Origin of the sequence: uncultured Sphingomonas sp. (assembly GCF_934560975.1) — a bacterium.
In the GTDB taxonomy this organism is placed as follows: Bacteria; Pseudomonadota; Alphaproteobacteria; order Sphingomonadales; family Sphingomonadaceae; genus Sphingomonas_I.
This window is the reverse complement of the sequence record NZ_CAKTFO010000002.1, coordinates 147,805-163,934: the sequence shown is the minus strand read 5'-3', so window position 1 is coordinate 163,934 and position 16,130 is coordinate 147,805. Positions and strand designations below refer to the sequence as shown.

Here is a 16,130-nt window from a genome sequence, read left to right as displayed (position 1 = left end):
TGCCCATCATGCGTGTGGACCTGTTCGACTTCGATCTGCTGCCGGAGCGGATCGCCCTGCGCCCCGCCGTGCCGCGCGATGCCGCGCGCCTGCTGCTGCTGGACGGTGACCGCAGCGAGGACCGCATCGTTCGCGATCTGCCGAATCTGCTGCGCCCCGGCGACTTGCTGGTGTTCAACGACACCCGCGTCATCCCCGCGCAACTGGAGGGGATGCGGGGCGAGGCGCGGATCGGCGCCACCCTCCACAAGCGCGAAGGACCACGCCACTGGGTGGCGTTCGTGCGCAACGCCAAGCGGCTGCGGCCCGGGGACCGCATCGACTTCGGTGCCGATGTCACGGCGGGGGCGGTGGAGCGGCGCGACGACGGCTCTTTCCTGCTGGTGTTCGAGGGCGAAGAGCCGGTCGAATTGCTGCTAGAACGGGCCGGCCGGATGCCGCTGCCGCCCTATATTGCCGGCAAGCGTGCCACCGACGCGCAGGACCTGGACGATTACCAGACCATGTTCGCCAGCGAGCCCGGTGCGGTGGCGGCCCCCACGGCGGCTCTTCATTTCACGCCGGGGTTGCTCGCCGCGCTGGAGCAGGCGGGCATCGGCCACCAGACGCTGACCTTGCATGTCGGCGCGGGCACCTTTCTGCCGGTAAAGGCGGAGGATACGGCGGACCACCGGATGCATGCAGAATGGGGGCGGATCGATGCCGCCACCGCCGCGCGCCTCAACACCACCCGCGCGGCAGGCAACCGCGTCATAGCGGTCGGCACGACCAGCCTCCGCCTGATCGAAAGCGCCGCCGACGAGCAGGGGATCATCCAGCCGTTCGAGGGGGATACCGCCATCTTCATCACGCCCGGCTACCGCTTTCGCGGGATCGACGGGCTGTTGACCAACTTCCACCTGCCGCGCTCCACATTGTTCATGCTGGTTTCCGCGCTGATGGGCAGGGAGCGGATGCAGGAGGCATATGGCCACGCGATCGCGACGGGCTACCGTTTCTATTCTTACGGGGATGCCAGCCTGCTTCTGCCCTGATCGCGCTTTGTAATCGCGGGATGATCCTACTAACGGCCGATTAACCATCGCCATTACCCATTTAAAATCCCGCCATGCCTAAAGAGGACTCCGACGCGGTTCGGTGCCTTGCCGGCGGGGGCAGACAAATCCTCCTCAGCTAAAGTCATCGCTGCCGCTTGTGTTTCACGGGTAGCGTGCAGTGACTGTCACGCACCCTGCGCAATCGGGGTTGCAGCATGACATCGATCGGGATGAATTTGACGGGCGTCAGCTACTATTCGACGCAGGAGCCGTTCATCGACCGCGCCAAGACAGCCGACGGCTGGCGCACTACGAACAACAGTGTCAACGTCGACATGAACGATGCGGGCGATCCGATGGGCATTCCTTCTGGCTCCAACTACATCTACAAGATGGTCGGGGTCGATCCGGCAGGCGAGGCGCCGATCGACACCTATGTGATGACCTGGCAGGGCAGCGGCACGTTCAGCCTGGCCGGTGCCAAGATACTGAGCAAGAGTGACAACCAGATCACCTTCGAGGTGACCAAGCCTGACACGGTCAGCGTGCAGTTGAAGCTCAGCAACATGAACCCGGGCGATCCGCTGCGCGACCTGCACGTGGTGCGCACGGACCAGGTGGACCTGTTCCAGGCCGGCGAAATCTTCAACCCGGCCTTTGTCGAGAAGGCGAGCGCGTGGGACGTGCTGCGCTTCAAGGATTGGGGCAACATCGATCCCGGCAAGGCCGTGTCGTGGGACGATCGATCCCAGGTGTCCGACTCCAGCTGGGCCAAGGCGCAGCATGCAGATGGCGTGCCGCTGGAAGTGATGGTGCGGCTAGCCAACGAAACCGGCACCGCCATGTGGTGGAACGTGCCCGGCCAGGCCGACGACACCTATGTCAGGAACGCGCTGAGCTATATCCGCGATCATCTGGATCCCGGCATCAAGCTGCACGTCGAATATTCCAACGAGGTGTGGAACTGGGACTACAAGGTCGCGAGCTACGCCCAGGATCAGGCGTCGGCCTTGTGGGGCAAGGACGCCAATGGCGACGGCAGGATCGACCCCAAGGACAAGGCCGAACTGCCTAACGGCGCGTGGATGACCTATTACGGCTACCGTTCGGCGCAGGTCGCCAAGATGGTGGATGAGGTCTTCGGTAGCTCCGCCGATGCGCGGACAGAAAGCGTACTCGGCGGCCAGTTGGGCAATGACGGCCTGTTCGGTTACATGCAGAAGGGCATTACCGCTGCCGGAGGCACCGTATCCGGCCTGTTCGACAGCTATGCGGTAACCACCTACTTCGGCAACCAGCTGTCGGTTTCCGACAAGAATGCCGCAAATCAGGCCAAGGTGCTGGAGTGGGCGCGCGGCGGCCAGGCCGGCATGGACGCCGCCTTCAAGGAACTGGAGCAGGGCGGGCCGCTCCGTGCCGATGGCGGCATGTCCCAGCTGGTCAGCCGTCTGACCAAGGCTGCCGGCCTCGCCAAGGCCAACGGATTGGACTTGCAGGCCTATGAAGGCGGTGCGCACCTGACAGCGGCGAAATTCCCCGCCAGCATCCAGGGCGAGATCACGGACTTCTTCGCGCGCCTGATGAACGATCCGCGCATGGGCAACCTTTACACCAGGATGGCCGACATCTTCGAGGACGTCGGCGGGTCGACGCTGGTCAGCTATTTCGACGTCGGCGACTCCGACAAATATGGCTATTGGGGTGTCCTCGACAACATCTACAAGACCGGCAGCGTCCGCTACGACGCGCTGATCGGCCAGCAGATGACCGGCGGATCGCACCTGTCCGCGCCACTCGCCGGGTTCCAGTCGGCGCGCCTGGAAGGCCATGTCCTGAACGGTACGTCCGGCGACGACACGCTGATGGCCGGCAATGCCAACGACACGATCCATGGCGGCGACGGCAATGATCGCATCCTCGGCCTGTCCGACACCCGGAACGGACCGGGCAATTTCATCGAGGCGGATTATTATCAGGGTGGCGGCGGATCGGATACGATCCTGGGCGGCAGCGGCAACGATCACATCTACGGCAACGCGCTGACCACGTCGGCCGGTAACGCGGACGGCGGTGACCTGCTGCTCGGCGGCGGCGGCAACGATTACATCCAGGGTAATGCCGGGAACGATACGATCATGGGCGGGACCGGCAACGACCGCGTCTATGGCGGTGCCGATGACGACCTGATCAACGGCGGCGACGGCCTGGATTACCTCCAGGGCAATCGCGGCAACGACACGCTCAATGGCGATGCCGGTGACGACGCGCTGCGCGGTGGCGCGGGCAACGACCTGCTGTTCGGCGGCACGGGCGACGACGCGCTCTATGGCGACATGGGCCGCGACACACTGAACGGCGGCAGCGGCTATGACCGGCTGACCGGCGGCGGGGGCGAGGACCTGTTCGTGTTCACCAATGGCGATGCGGTGTTCGGCCGCAGCGGCGACCACGCTTATGAAGGCGACCGGGTGGCCGACTTCGCCGATGGCGCGGACCATTTTTCGCTCGGCTTCGCGGTCAGCAGCGTGCTGCACGCCACCGCATCCTCGGCGGGCGACGCGGCGGCGCTGGCGGCGCGCATGGTCAGCGGCACGGCGGTGGCGGCGGTGTCGGTCGGCAGCGACACCTACCTGTTCTTCGACGGCGACACGCGCGGGGGCGTCGACTCCAGCATCCGCTTCGAAGGGGTCGGCACCAACGCCTTCGATGTGAACGACTTCGTCTAAGCCATTCGATCAGGCGCGCGCGGTCGCGATATAGCGGTCGACCACGCGCGCCAGCATCGTCAGCGGCATGTTGCCGCCAAGTACGATGGCGTCGTCGAATTGCCGGAGGTCGTAGCGGCTGCCCAGCGCCTGTTGTGCATGGCCGCGCAGTCGCACGATCTCGTTATGGCCCATCTTGTAGCCGCAGGCCTGACCCGGCCAGGAGCAATAGCGGTTGAGTTCGGACCGCAGCTCTTCGCGCGGCTGACCGGTGCCTTCCGCAAAGGTGTTGAGGGCGCGGTCGAAGTCCCAGCGTTTGGCGTGCACGCCGGTATCCACCACCAGCCGCATCGCGCGGAAGTTGATCGACTGGAGATAGCCGATCTTCCCCAAGGGATCGTCAGCATAGGCCCCGAGTTCGTCCCCGAGCTGTTCGGCATACAGCGCCCAGCCTTCCGAATAGGCGTTGAACGCCAGCAGCGACCGGATCAGCGGCAGCTTGTAGCTATATTCGCCCTGCCAGATGTGGCCGGGAATCCCCTCATGATAGGTCAAGGTCGGCAGCGAATAGCGCGGCCAGTGCGACGTATCCTTCAGGTTGATGAAGTAGACGCCCGGCGTGCTGCCGTCGATCGCGCCCGGTCCGGCATAGCCGTTCGGCATGCCGTCCTGGATTGCGGGCGGTACGCGCTTGATGACCAGATTGCCCTTCACCATGGTCGCGAAAGCGCGCGGCAGGCGGGTGCGGATGTCCGCCACCCGACCGTTTAGATAGGCCAGCAGCTTGGCGCGCCCCGCATCGTCGTTGGAGAAAAGCAGGTCGGGCCGCCTGCCGAGCGCGGTCAGCCGCTCGCCCACCGTACCCTTGGTGATGCCCTGCGCCTTCAACAGGGTGTCGATCCGGGCGTTCAGCTCCGCATTCTGCTCCACGCCCAGGCGGTGGAGCTCTTCCGGCGAGTAGGTGGTGGTGGTGCCCGCCTTCACCAGCCAGGCATAATAGGCCTCCCCATCTGGCCGCGCCGAGATGCCGGGCACATCGCTCGCCTTGGCGCGCACCGATTGCAGCGCGGCGGCCTGCCGACCCAGCGCCGGCGCGACCCTCTCGCTCACCAGCTTCGCCGCGCGATCGGCATAGCTGGCGGGCAGCCCGGCCTTTTGCGCCTTCTCGGACAGGCTGTCGACGATGCTCCACTCGGCCGGCGCCTGGGTGCGCATCTCCGTCAGCTGCTTCACCGCAATGTCGTTGAGGAAACCGGGCAGCAGCGCGCCCTTGGCCTGGTCGACGATCAGCCGCTCGGTCTCGCCGTCGATCGCCTTGGCGAACGCCTCCACCCGCGACAGATAGGCGTCGGCATCGGCGCTGTTCGCCACTGCGTGATGGTTTTCCAGTGTGTCCGGCAGCTCGACATAAGCGCCGGTATTCTGGGCGACGATATAAGGCGTGCTGCGATAGCTGACGTCGGAGTGGAAAGTCGCCACCTCGCCGACCGGCATGGTGCGGAAGCCTTCCACCGCCAGTTCGTGCGCGCTCTGGCAGACGTCCAGGTTGAGCGCGGTGCCGTGCGACAGGCCGGCGCGATTGAACGCCTTCAGCCGCGCCAGCCGCGCCTCGGTCCGCGCCGCCTTCTGACGGTAGGCGCCGCCGCTGCGATCCCCGAATCGTCCGTGCAATGCGGCCCTCTGGCCATTGTCGATCCCCAGGCCCGCCGCCGTTTCCGGGAAGTCGCGCAATATCTCCTCGGCGATGTCGTCCAGATAGGCGTTGGCGGCGGCATCCCCGCCATCAGACCGGGCCTGGAGCGGCAAGGCGGAGAGTAAGGCGACGGCGCCGGCACCGGCCAGCAATTCACGACGGGTGGTGAGCATCGGGGAAGGCAACTCCTGTAGTCGGGCAAGCCTAGGCGGCGCGGCGGAAATCGGGAAGCCTGCCGTTGCGCATCGCCATGGTGAAATGGCGTCGGCACACCGCGACGTAGCGGTCATTGCCGCCGATCACCGTCTGCGCCCCTGCGCGGGCGACATGGCCGTGGTGGTCGCAGCGCAGGTTCATGGTTGCCTTGCGCCCGCACCCGCACACCGCCTTGATCTCGTTCAGCACGTCCGCGATCGCCAGCAGTCGGCGGCTGCCGTCGAACAGCTGGCCGAGGAAATCGGTGCGCAGGCCATAGGCCAATACGGGTATGTCGAGCTCGTCGCAAATGTCGGCCAATTGCCCGACCTGTGCGCCCGACAGGAATTGCGCCTCGTCCACCAGCACGCAGTGGAGCGGGGCGGCGGCATGTTCCGTCTCGATCGCCCCGCGCAGGTCCGTCTCGGCGGCGAACACATGCGCCTCAGCCTCCAGTCCGATGCGCGACGTGATGGTGCCCGGCCGATAACGGTCGTCCACCGCCGCGGTCCACACCATGGTGCGCATTCCCCGCTCGCGATAGTTGAAGCTGGCCTGCAGCAGCACGGTCGACTTGCCGGCATTCATGGAGGCATAATAGAAATAGAGCTTGGCCATGCGATCGCGATCATTGCCCTCTCCCCGCGGGGCGAAGCAAGGGCTAAGCAGCGCGACCATGGCCGACCTGCCGATCAACATCGTTCTGCCCGACCTGCTCGCCGCGCTGGATGCCGGCAACAGCGCCGTGCTGGTCGCGCCGCCGGGTGCGGGCAAGACGACGGCGGTCGCGCCCGCCTTGCTCGATCGCCCTTGGTGTTCCGGCCGCGTGCTGCTGCTGTCGCCGCGCCGGCTCGCCGCCCGCGCCGCTGCCGAACGGATCGCCGAACTGGCGGGCGTGCCGGTCGGCGGGCTGATCGGCTACGCCACCCGCCTCGACAGCAAGCAATCCGCGGCGACCCGGCTGCTGGTGGCGACGCAGGGTATCTTCGTGGCGATGATCCAGGCCGATCCCGAACTGGCCGGCATCTCCGCCGTGCTGTTCGACGAGGTGCACGAACGCAGCCTCGACAGCGATTTCGGCCTGTCGCTGGCGCTGGACGTGCAGGCGGCGCTCCGCCCCGACCTGCGCCTGGTGGCCATGTCGGCCACGCTGGATGGCGCGCGATTCTCGCACCTGCTGAACGGTGCGCCGGTGATCGAGAGCGCGGGGCGCAGCTTCCCGATCGATCATCTGTACCTCGGCCGGTCGGCGGCCCGGATCGAGGATGACATGGCCGCCGCCATTCGCCGTGCGCTGCGGGACACGGCGGGCGGTATCCTCGCCTTTCTTCCCGGCGTGGCAGAGATCGAGCGGACGGCCGAGCGGCTTGGCGGGCTTGGCAACGGTATCGCGCTCCACCGCCTGCATGGCAGCCTCGACCCCGCCGCGCAGCGCGCCGCGATCCGCGCCGATGCACAAGGGCGGCGCAAGGTCGTGCTGGCGACCGCCATCGCGGAAACCAGCCTGACGCTGGACGGGCTTACGACCGTGATCGACAGCGGCCTCGCCCGGCGCCCACGCTATGACCGGGCCGCCGGCATGACCCGGCTCGCGACCGAGCGGGTCAGCCGCGCCGCCGCCACCCAGCGCGCCGGTCGGGCGGGGCGGCAGCAGCCGGGCACCGCCTATCGCCTGTGGGAGGAGGCGGCGACCTCGGGCTTGCCCGCGTTCGATCCGCCCGAAATTGCCGAAGCCGATCTGTCGGCCTTGGCGCTGGCCTGCGCGATCTGGGGCGTGACCGATCCGACGGCGTTGCGCTGGATCGATCCGCCGAGCGCGGCGGCCGTGTCCGAAGCGCGCACGCGACTGGCCGCCTTCGGGATGATCGACGGCGATGGCCGTCCGACCGACCATGGGCGCAAGGTGGCGGCGCTGCCGGTGGCGCCACGGCTCGGGCATATGCTGATCGCCGCCGGGGAACAGGGTTGGGGCGCGACCGCAGCAGACGTGGCGGTGTTGCTGTCGGAGCAGGGACTTGGCGGCAGTGATCCCGACCTTGAACTTCGGCTGCGGCGCTGGCGCGATGACCGGAGCCCGCGTGCGCGCGCCGCCCGGCAATTGTCCGAACGGTGGCAGCGGCTGGCCCGTGGCCGAGGGGAGGGCGATATTGGCGCTTGCGTGGCGTTGGCCTTTCCCGACCGTTTGAGCCGGCGGAGGAGCGGCGACGGGGCCGACTGGATTTCCGCCGGCGGGCGCGGCTTTCGCCTCGATCCCACCTCCGCCCTGGCGCGGGCCGAGTGGCTGGCCGTGGCAGAGACGCAGGGGGTTGCGTCCGGCGCCCGCATCCTGTCCGCCGCCGCGATCGACGCCGCCGATGTGGAGAACGTCTTCGCCGACCGGATCGAAACCGTGCGCACCGCTGCCTTCAATCCCGCAACCTCGGCGGTCGAGCCGTTGCGCGAACGGCGGCTCGGCGCGATCCGGCTGTCGCGCGGCCCTGATCCCACTGCGCACCCCGACATGGTTGCGAAGGCGCTGGTGGATGGCGTGCGCACCCATGGCCTCGCTCTGCTGCCATGGTCGGGTGCCAACCAGGCACTCCGCACGCGCGCCGGTTATGCCGGCCTGCCGGATCTGGAGGATGCCGCATTGCTGGAGCGGCTGGACGAATGGCTCCCGCCGCTGGTCGAAGGGCGTCGCCGCCTGTCCGACATCCCCGAGCGGCAATTGACCCCGGCGATGGAACTCCTGCTCGGTTGGGAGGGCAGGCGCCAGCTGGAGGCCAAGGCGCCGCCGCACTTCACCTCACCGCTCGGCACCAGCCACGCCATCGATTATGCGGCGGAGGGCGGGCCCGCCGTCGAGTTGCGGGTCCAGGCGCTGTTCGGCCTGGCGGAGCATCCAACTGTGGGAACGACGCCGCTGGTGCTGCGCCTGACTTCCCCGGCGGGGCGTCCGATCCAGACCACGCGCGACCTGCCCGGCTTCTGGGCCGGTAGCTGGGCGGCGGTCGCCAAGGAGATGCGCGGGCGTTATCCGCGGCACCCCTGGCCCGACGATCCGGCCGCTGCCGCGCCCACGTTGCGCACCAAGCGCGCGTCCGCCTCTTGACCCTGGCACGGGGCGCGATAGACGGTGCCGCATGACCCAGGCGCGCATCCATGAACGCATCAAGAGCAGCATGCAATCTGGCCGTGCCCATGACGGGCTGTGGCTGGTGGAATATGAACCGCGCGAGGCGAAGCGCGCCGACCCGCTGACCGGTTGGGCCGGATCGGGCGACACGCGCGAGCAGGTACGCCTCAGCTTCCCGACGCTGGATGCGGCCAAGGCCTATTGCGACCGGCACGGCCTCAGCTACCACGTCACGCCGAGTGAGGTGGAGCGGCGCATCAAGCTGCAGACTTACGCCGACAATTTTCGGGGCGTGGACATCTCTTTCTGATTCGCGCGGGCGCTGACGCCGGTTGCGGATCATGAGCGAACGCTTCCGCTTCACCATCGCCGCCACGGACGGCAAGGCGCGTACGGGCACGATCGCGATGCGTCGCGGCGTGATCCGCACGCCCGCCTTCATGCCGGTCGGTACCGCCGGCACGGTCAAGGCGATGCGCCCGGCCGAGGTGCGCGACACCGGCGCCGACATCATCCTCGGCAATACCTATCACCTGATGCTCCGCCCGGGTGCGGAACGAGTCGCCAAGCTGGGTGGCCTGCACGCTTTTTCGGGTTGGGACCGGCCGATCCTGACCGACAGCGGCGGCTATCAGGTGATGAGCCTGTCCGCCTTGACCAAGCGCAGCGAGGATGGGGTGGCGTTCAAGAGCCACCTGGACGGATCGGCGCATCTGTTGAGCCCGGAACGCTCGATCGAGATCCAGCGCCTGCTCGGCTCCGACATCGTCATGGCATTCGATGAACTGGTGCCGACCACCTCGACCCGTGACGTCCAGGCGGCTGCGATGGAGCGGTCGATGCGGTGGGCGCGGCGGTCGCGCGCGGCGTTCGACGGCGGCGGCGCCCATGCCGAGGGAGCGGCGATCTTCGGTATCCAGCAGGGCGCGCTGGACGAAGGGCTGCGCAAGGCATCCGCCGATGCGCTGCTCGACATCGACTTTGACGGCTATGCGGTCGGCGGCCTCGCCGTGGGCGAGGGGCAGGAGGCGATGTTCGCCTGTCTCGATTATGCGCCGGGCCAGCTCGATGCAGAGAAGCCGCGCTACCTGATGGGTGTGGGCAAGCCCGACGACATCGTCGGCGCGGTGGAGCGCGGCATCGACATGTTCGATTGCGTGCTGCCGACGCGGAGCGGGCGCAACGGCCAGGCCTTCACCTGGAACGGCCCGGTCAATTTGCGCAACGCCAAATGGGCGGAGGACCTGTCCCCGCTGGATCCGGACTCACCCATCGCGGGATGGGGCATGGCCTATCTCCACCACCTCACCAAATCCGGCGAGATGCTCGGCGCGATGCTGCTGACCCAGCACAATCTATGGTTCTATCAACAGGTTATGGCGGGATTGCGCGACGCGATCTCAGCCGGCAGCCTGACTGCGTGGGCGACCGCCTTCCGCGAGCGATATCACGCCGCCAAGGCGTAGGGTTTCGACCGGCATCGCGGTTCGCCATGCCGGTCGAGATGGATTTGGCTCTTCCAGGACGTTCGCACCGGGCCATCAGGGTCTCCGGTGCGTCGTCCCCTACAAAGTCGCGGTTCGCGCCTGCGCCGAATTGTGGCCGCCATTACGATAGAGGACGTCGCGCACCCGGTCGCCGTCCAGCCCGGCATCCGCAACGGTGACGAGGACGCCGCCCTCTTTCAGCCGGTCGCCATAGTAACGCGCATCCTCCTCGTCCACGCCATGCTTGGTCAGCACCTCGTTCATGCTGCCGCCGATTGCGCCGATCAGCGCACCGATGCCGATCGCTTCCGGCACCGCCGATGCGGCAATCGCGCCGGCTGCGGCGAGTGGCCCCACACCCGGGATGGCGAGCGCGGCCACGCCCAGGCCTGCACCCAGCGCGCCACCGCCCAGGATGCCGCGAATGACGTTGCGATGATGCTCATCGGTGATTTCGCCGTCGCCCGATCGGGCGGTGGTGGTCCCGCCATGATGGGCGATGACTGACAGGTCGCTATCGTTAACGCCCAGGGTGCGCAATTCAGAGACGGCCCGCTCGGCCTCTGCATGGGTATCGAAAAGGGCTGATGCCTGAGTCATGACCGATCCTCTTCTCACCGGCCTGCAAAGCGCAGGCTCGTTGCACGAACCGTGCAGCATCTGCGCTGTTCCGGCTGTGGGGGGAAACGCACCCATGTTTCCAGCACAGGCCGAGCCGTTTTCGAAGTGGACACTGCCGAGTTCGTACAGCAAGCGAGAATATTGCAAGCCAGGCCGGAGATGACGTCGTCTAAAGACCCGGGCGCCTATCATTAGATCAGCGACAGGGCCGGCGGCACAGCCTCTTGCCGCCGCAGTTCTCCGTCCGGCAAGAGGGTGAACCTGCTGAGCCGTGAGTAGAGCCCCCCACACGCCTCCCGCACAGAGGGCGGTAGTCCGCGCATGCCGGACGGGTACCGGCATGACGCGGAAACCGGATCAACGCTGGCCGATGCCCACGTAATCGCGCGTGGTCGGGCCGGTGTACAGCTGGCGGGGGCGACCGATGCGCTGCTCAGGATCGGAGATCATCTCGTTCCACTGCGCCACCCAGCCGACGGTGCGGGCGAGGGCGAACAGCACGGTGAACATGGTGGTCGGGAAACCGATCGCCGACAGGATCACGCCCGAATAGAAGTCCACGTTCGGGTAGAGCTTCTTGGAGATGAAGTAATCGTCCTTCAGCGCGATCTGCTCAAGCTCACGCGCCACGTCGAAGATCGGATCCTGCACGCCCAGCTTGTTCAGAACGGCCTCCGCCGTCTTCTGCATCACCTTGGCTCGCGGATCGAAGTTCTTGTAGACGCGGTGGCCGAAGCCCATCAGGCGGAACGGATCGTCCTTGTTCTTCGCCCGCGCGATATATTCGGGGATGCGATCCGGCGTGCCGATCTCGCGCAGCATGTTGAGCGCGGCTTCGTTCGCGCCGCCATGCGCCGGACCCCACAGGCAGGCGATGCCGGCCGCGATGCAGGCGAACGGGTTGGCGCCCGACGACCCGGCAAGGCGCACGGTCGAGGTGGAGGCATTCTGTTCGTGATCGGCGTGGAGGATGAAGATCTTGTCCATCGCGTCGACGATTACGGGATCGGGCTCATACTCCTCGGCCGGGACCGAAAAGGTCATGCGCAGGAAGTTGGCGGTGTAGCTCAGGTCGTTGCGCGGGTACACGAACGGCTGGCCGACGCTATACTTGTACGCCATCGCCGCTATGGTCGGCATCTTGGCGATCAGGCGGTGCATCGACACCATGCGCTGCTTGGGATCGATGATGTTGGTCGAATCTGGGTAGAAGGCGCTGAGCGCGCCGACCACGCCGACCATGATCGCCATCGGGTGCGCGTCGCGACGGAAGCCGCGATAGAAGGTCGCCAGCTGTTCGTGCAGCATCGTGTGGCGGGTGATGGTGTTGACGAACGTGTCCAGCTCGTCCTTGGACGGCAGCTCGCCATGCAGCAGCAGGTAGGCGACTTCCATGAAGCTGGACTGTTCGGCCAATTGGTCGATCGGATAGCCGCGGTGGAGCAGCACGCCTTCGTCACCATCGATATAGGTCAGCCCGCTTTCGCAACTGGCAGTCGAGGTGAAGCCCGGATCATAGGTGAAGGCGCCCGTCTGGGCATAGAATTTGCGGATATCGACGACGTCGGGGCCGGTGGTCCCCTTCAGCACCGGATAGTTGGTCGTCTTGTCGCCGATGCTGATCGTGCTGTCGGTCATTCCACCTAACTCCATCAATTCGCTTCAGCCGGATCGACCTGATCCGACAGGCGTGCCAGGCTCTCCTCGCGACCGAGCAGGACCAGCACATCGAAAATACCAGGCGAGGTCGTCCGACCGGTGAGCGCGGCGCGCAGCGGCTGCGCGACCTTGCCCAAACCGATCTGGGCTTCCTCGGCCACGCTACGGATGGCCCCCTCAAGCGCGTCCGCGCCCCAGGCTTCTACCCCGGCCAGCATGTCCCGGGCGCGTGCCAGAAGCTCGCGCGCCGACTCATCTAGCAGCTTGGCGGCGGCTTCGTCCACGTCCAAGGGGCGGCTGCGAAACAGGAAGCTCGCGCCGTCCGCTATTTCGTTGATCGACTTGGCGCGAACCTTCAGGACCGGCATGGCGCGACGCAGCAAGTCGATCGCCTCCCGGCCGTCGGCACCCGCCACCTTCGGCGCCACCAGTTGCGCCAGCCGGCCATCGTCCGCCTCGCGCAGATAATGGCCGTTGATGTTTTCCAGCTTCTTCAGGTCGAAGCGGGAGGGCGAGCGGCCGACCGCGTCCAGGTCGAACAGCTCGACCGCGCGGTCGCGGGCGATGATCTCCTCGTCGCCATGGCCCCAGCCGAGGCGCAGCAGGTAGTTGCCTACTGCCTCGGGCAGCATCCCCATCTCGTCGCGATAGGCTTCCACGCCCAGCGCGCCATGCCGCTTGGACAGCTTCGCCCCGTCCGAACCGTGTATTAAAGGGATATGCGCATAGGTCGGCTCCGCCCAGCCCATCGCACGATAGATGCCGAGCTGGCGGAAGGCGTTGTTCAAATGGTCGTCGCCGCGGATCACGTGGGTCACGCCCATGTCGTGATCGTCGACGACCACCGCCAACATATAGGTAGGCGTACCGTCGGAGCGGAGCAGCACCATGTCGTCCAACTCGGCATTGCGGACGGTGACGTCGCCCTGCACGCGATCGTGGATGGTGGTTTCGCCCTCCGTCTCCGCCTTCAGCCGGACCACGAACGGCGCGCCTTCGGGCGCCTCCTTCGGATCGCGATTGCGCCAGCGGCCGTCATAGCGCAGCGGCAGCTTGGCCGCGCGCTGCTGCGCCCGCATCTCCTCCAATTCCTCGGCGGTGGCGAAGCATTGGTAGGCATTGCCCTGTTCCAGCAGTTGGAACGCCACCTCGGCATGGCGGCTGGCGCGGGCGAACTGGTAGACTTCCTCGCCGTCCCAATCGAGGCCGAGCCAGCGCATCCCATCCAGGATTGCGGCAATCGCCGGCTCGGTCGAGCGGGCGCGATCCGTATCCTCGATCCGCAGCAGGAACCTGCCGCCCATGTGCCGGGCGTACAGCCAGTTGAACAAGGCGGTGCGTGCGCCGCCGATATGAAGGAAGCCGGTGGGCGAGGGCGCAAAGCGCGTCACGACCTTTCCGCCCGCGGCGATGCTTGCGCCCAAAGCGGCAATCTCCCAAGCTTGGCCGCGTGATGCGACCCGTGAAATGGTGAGCGCCCGTAGCATAGCCATCCCGGCCCGACAAACGGGGGCGGGGCGCGTATCGTCGCGTGTGCGGAACATCAGGCCGCGCCTGGAACAATGGCTGGAGGCGGAACGGGACCAGCTGGCCTTGTGGCTGCCGGTCGGCCTGGGCGCCGGCATCGCCGCCTGGTTCGGCCTGCCGGATGCGCGGGCCTGGCAGATCTTTCTGCTGCTGACCTCGGCCGTCGCCGCTGCCTTGCTGGCGATCGACCGGGGCGGCCGGGCGACCCGCGCCGCGGCGATATTCATGGTCGCCATGGTGACGGGATGTCTGCTCGCCTCGGGGCGGAGCAGCCATGTTGCGGCACCCGTGCTGACCCGCCCCGCCATGTTCGCGCTGGAGGGGCGGGTGGAGTCGATCCAGCGCCTGCCTGCGCGCAACCTCGTGCGGCTGGTGCTGGTGTCGCGCCCCCAGCCTGGCCTTCCGCCCCGCGTGCGGGTGAATGTGGACCAGGCCGCGATGCCGCCCGCGATCCGGGGTGGGGCCACGGTAAGGCTACGGGCACGGCTGGTCCCACCGCCGCCTCCCGCTCTGCCGGGCGCATACGATTTTGCGCGGGTCGCCTGGTTCAAGCGGCTGGGGGCGACCGGCAAGGCACTGGGGCCGGTCGCCACGGTCGCGCCCGCACCGGCGGGAACCGGCTTCAGCGGGTGGGTGGAGGATTGCCGGACGGCGCTGACCGGGCATATCCAGTCGCGCCTTGCCGGCAGCGAGGGCGGGATCGCGGCGTCCTTGGTGACCGGCGATACCGGCGCGATCGACGATGCGGATGCCGATGCGATGCGGCGATCCGGCTTGGCCCATCTCCTGTCGATCAGCGGCCTGCATGTCACGGCCGTGGTCGGGGCGGCGATGCTGCTGACGCTCCGCCTGCTGGCCTTGTCGCGGTGGATGGCGTTGCGGACGCCATTGCTGCTGATCGCGGCGGGGGCGGGCGCGCTGGCGGGCATCGCCTATACCCTGTTGTCGGGGGCGGAGGTGCCCACCGTCCGCTCCTGCGTGGCGGCCTTGTTGGTGCTGGGCGGCATTGCGCTCGGGCGGGAGGCGGTGACGCTGCGGCTGGTCGCGGCCGGTGCGATGACGGTGCTGCTCCTCTGGCCGGAGGCGGTAGTAGGCCCGAGTTTCCAGCTGAGCTTCGCGGCCGTGATCGCCATCATCGCATTCCACGATCATCCCCGCGTCCGCGCCCTTGCGCTCAAGCGGGACGAGCCGTGGTTCGCCAAGGCAGGGCGCGAGCTTGTCTCCCTGCTGGCGACCGGCCTGCTGGTGGAGGCGGCGCTGGCGCCGATCGCCGCCTATCATTTCCACCGCGCGGGCCTGTACGGGGCGGCCGCCAACGTCGTCGCCATTCCGCTCACCACCTTTGTGGTGATGCCGCTGGAGGCGGTGGCGCTGCTGCTCGATTCGGTCGGGTTGGGCGATCCGGTCTGGTGGATGGCGGGGCAGGGGCTCCGCCTGCTGCTCGCCATCGCCCATTGCGTGTCCGCGGCTCCGGGTGCGGTCGCCGCGCTGCCGTCCATGCCGACCGCTGCGTTCCTGTTGATGACAGGGGGCGGCCTGTGGCTGGCCTTGTGGCGGACCAGGATGCGGCGACTGGCGTGGATTCCGTTGACGGCCGGTGCGGCATGGGCGCTGGCGACGCCCGCACCCGATCTGCTGGTCACCGGCGACGGCAGGCATCTGGCGGTACGCGAGGGTGAAGCCTTGTACCTGCTCCGCCCGCGAGCCGGCGACTTCGTGCGTGAACAGGTGTCGGCGGGTTCGGGCGTGCAGGACGACGCGCTCGACCTCGCCACCTTGCCCGGCGCGCGATGCAGCCGCGATGCGTGCGTCGCGTCCATTCGCCGGGGCGGACGGAGCTGGCGCATCCTTGCCACCCGCAGCCCCTATTTCCTTGACTGGCCGGGCTTCGTCGCATCCTGCCGGTGGGCGGACATCGTCGTCAGCGACCGCCGCCTGCCGCGCGCCTGCGCACCGCGCTGGCTGAAGCTGGATGGCCCTGCCTTGCGCGACACTGGCGGCGTGGCGATCGACCTGCCCGCCGGCACGATCCGAACCGTGATCGGCGCGGATCGCCACCCGTGGGTGGTTCGTCCGGCTATCAGGCCGTAG

The 16,130-nt window shown here is 67.5% G+C and carries 11 protein-coding genes; 6 read left to right on the top strand and 5 right to left on the bottom strand.

Annotated features, from left to right (window positions below):
• The first annotated feature begins 8 nt into the window (after window positions 1–8).
• Both queA and Q0D93_RS02775 read left to right on the top strand, forming a co-directional pair.
• Complete coding sequence (queA, locus tag Q0D93_RS02780; RefSeq protein WP_294391038.1) at window positions 9–1,034, top strand: tRNA preQ1(34) S-adenosylmethionine ribosyltransferase-isomerase QueA; 1,026 nt, start codon at window positions 9–11, stop codon at window positions 1,032–1,034.
• A 218-nt stretch (window positions 1,035–1,252) separates the two neighbouring features.
• A complete protein-coding gene (locus Q0D93_RS02775; protein WP_294391036.1) occupies window positions 1,253–3,763 on the top strand; it encodes a calcium-binding protein in 2,511 nt (836 codons plus the stop codon).
• 9 nt (window positions 3,764–3,772) lie between these two features.
• Here Q0D93_RS02775 and Q0D93_RS02770 read toward each other — a convergent pair whose 3' ends face one another.
• Window positions 3,773–5,608 (bottom strand): DUF885 family protein, encoded by a 1,836-nt coding sequence (locus Q0D93_RS02770; RefSeq protein ID WP_294391033.1) that lies wholly within the window; start codon window positions 5,606–5,608, stop codon window positions 3,773–3,775.
• 31 nt (window positions 5,609–5,639) lie between these two features.
• On the bottom strand, window positions 5,640–6,248 hold the full coding sequence (locus Q0D93_RS02765) for a thymidine kinase (protein ID WP_294391031.1): 609 nt from the start codon (window positions 6,246–6,248) through the stop codon (window positions 5,640–5,642).
• Window positions 6,249–6,306: 58 nt separating this feature from the next.
• Between Q0D93_RS02765 and hrpB the strand changes: the two genes are divergently transcribed.
• Genes hrpB through tgt form a run of 3 tightly spaced genes read left to right on the top strand, consistent with a single transcriptional unit; the run spans window position 6,307 to window position 10,211 of the window.
• Entirely contained in the window at window positions 6,307–8,721 is a 2,415-nt protein-coding gene (gene hrpB, locus Q0D93_RS02760) for an ATP-dependent helicase HrpB (protein ID WP_294391028.1), read from the top strand.
• A gap of 31 nt (window positions 8,722–8,752) precedes the next feature.
• A complete protein-coding gene (locus tag Q0D93_RS02755; RefSeq protein ID WP_294391026.1) occupies window positions 8,753–9,055 on the top strand; it encodes an ETC complex I subunit in 303 nt (100 codons plus the stop codon).
• A gap of 31 nt (window positions 9,056–9,086) precedes the next feature.
• Window positions 9,087–10,211 carry a tRNA guanosine(34) transglycosylase Tgt gene (gene tgt / locus Q0D93_RS02750; protein ID WP_294391024.1) on the top strand — a complete coding sequence of 375 codons (1,125 nt, stop codon included), beginning with the start codon at window positions 9,087–9,089 and terminating at the stop codon, window positions 10,209–10,211.
• A 99-nt stretch (window positions 10,212–10,310) separates the two neighbouring features.
• Here the strand turns inward: tgt and Q0D93_RS02745 are convergent, their stop codons facing one another.
• The 3 genes from Q0D93_RS02745 to gltX form a co-directional block, all read right to left on the bottom strand.
• Window positions 10,311–10,832, bottom strand: a complete 522-nt coding sequence (locus Q0D93_RS02745) for a hypothetical protein (protein WP_294391023.1) — start codon at window positions 10,830–10,832, stop codon at window positions 10,311–10,313.
• Window positions 10,833–11,210: 378 nt separating this feature from the next.
• On the bottom strand, window positions 11,211–12,491 hold the full coding sequence (locus Q0D93_RS02740) for a citrate synthase (protein WP_294391019.1): 1,281 nt from the start codon (window positions 12,489–12,491) through the stop codon (window positions 11,211–11,213).
• 14 nt (window positions 12,492–12,505) lie between these two features.
• Window positions 12,506–13,936, bottom strand: a complete 1,431-nt coding sequence (gltX, locus tag Q0D93_RS02735) for a glutamate--tRNA ligase (protein ID WP_294391248.1) — start codon at window positions 13,934–13,936, stop codon at window positions 12,506–12,508.
• 109 nt (window positions 13,937–14,045) lie between these two features.
• On the opposite strand from gltX, the gene Q0D93_RS02730 reads away from it, so the two are divergent.
• Window positions 14,046–16,130 (top strand): ComEC/Rec2 family competence protein, encoded by a 2,085-nt coding sequence (locus Q0D93_RS02730; RefSeq protein WP_294391016.1) that lies wholly within the window; start codon window positions 14,046–14,048, stop codon window positions 16,128–16,130.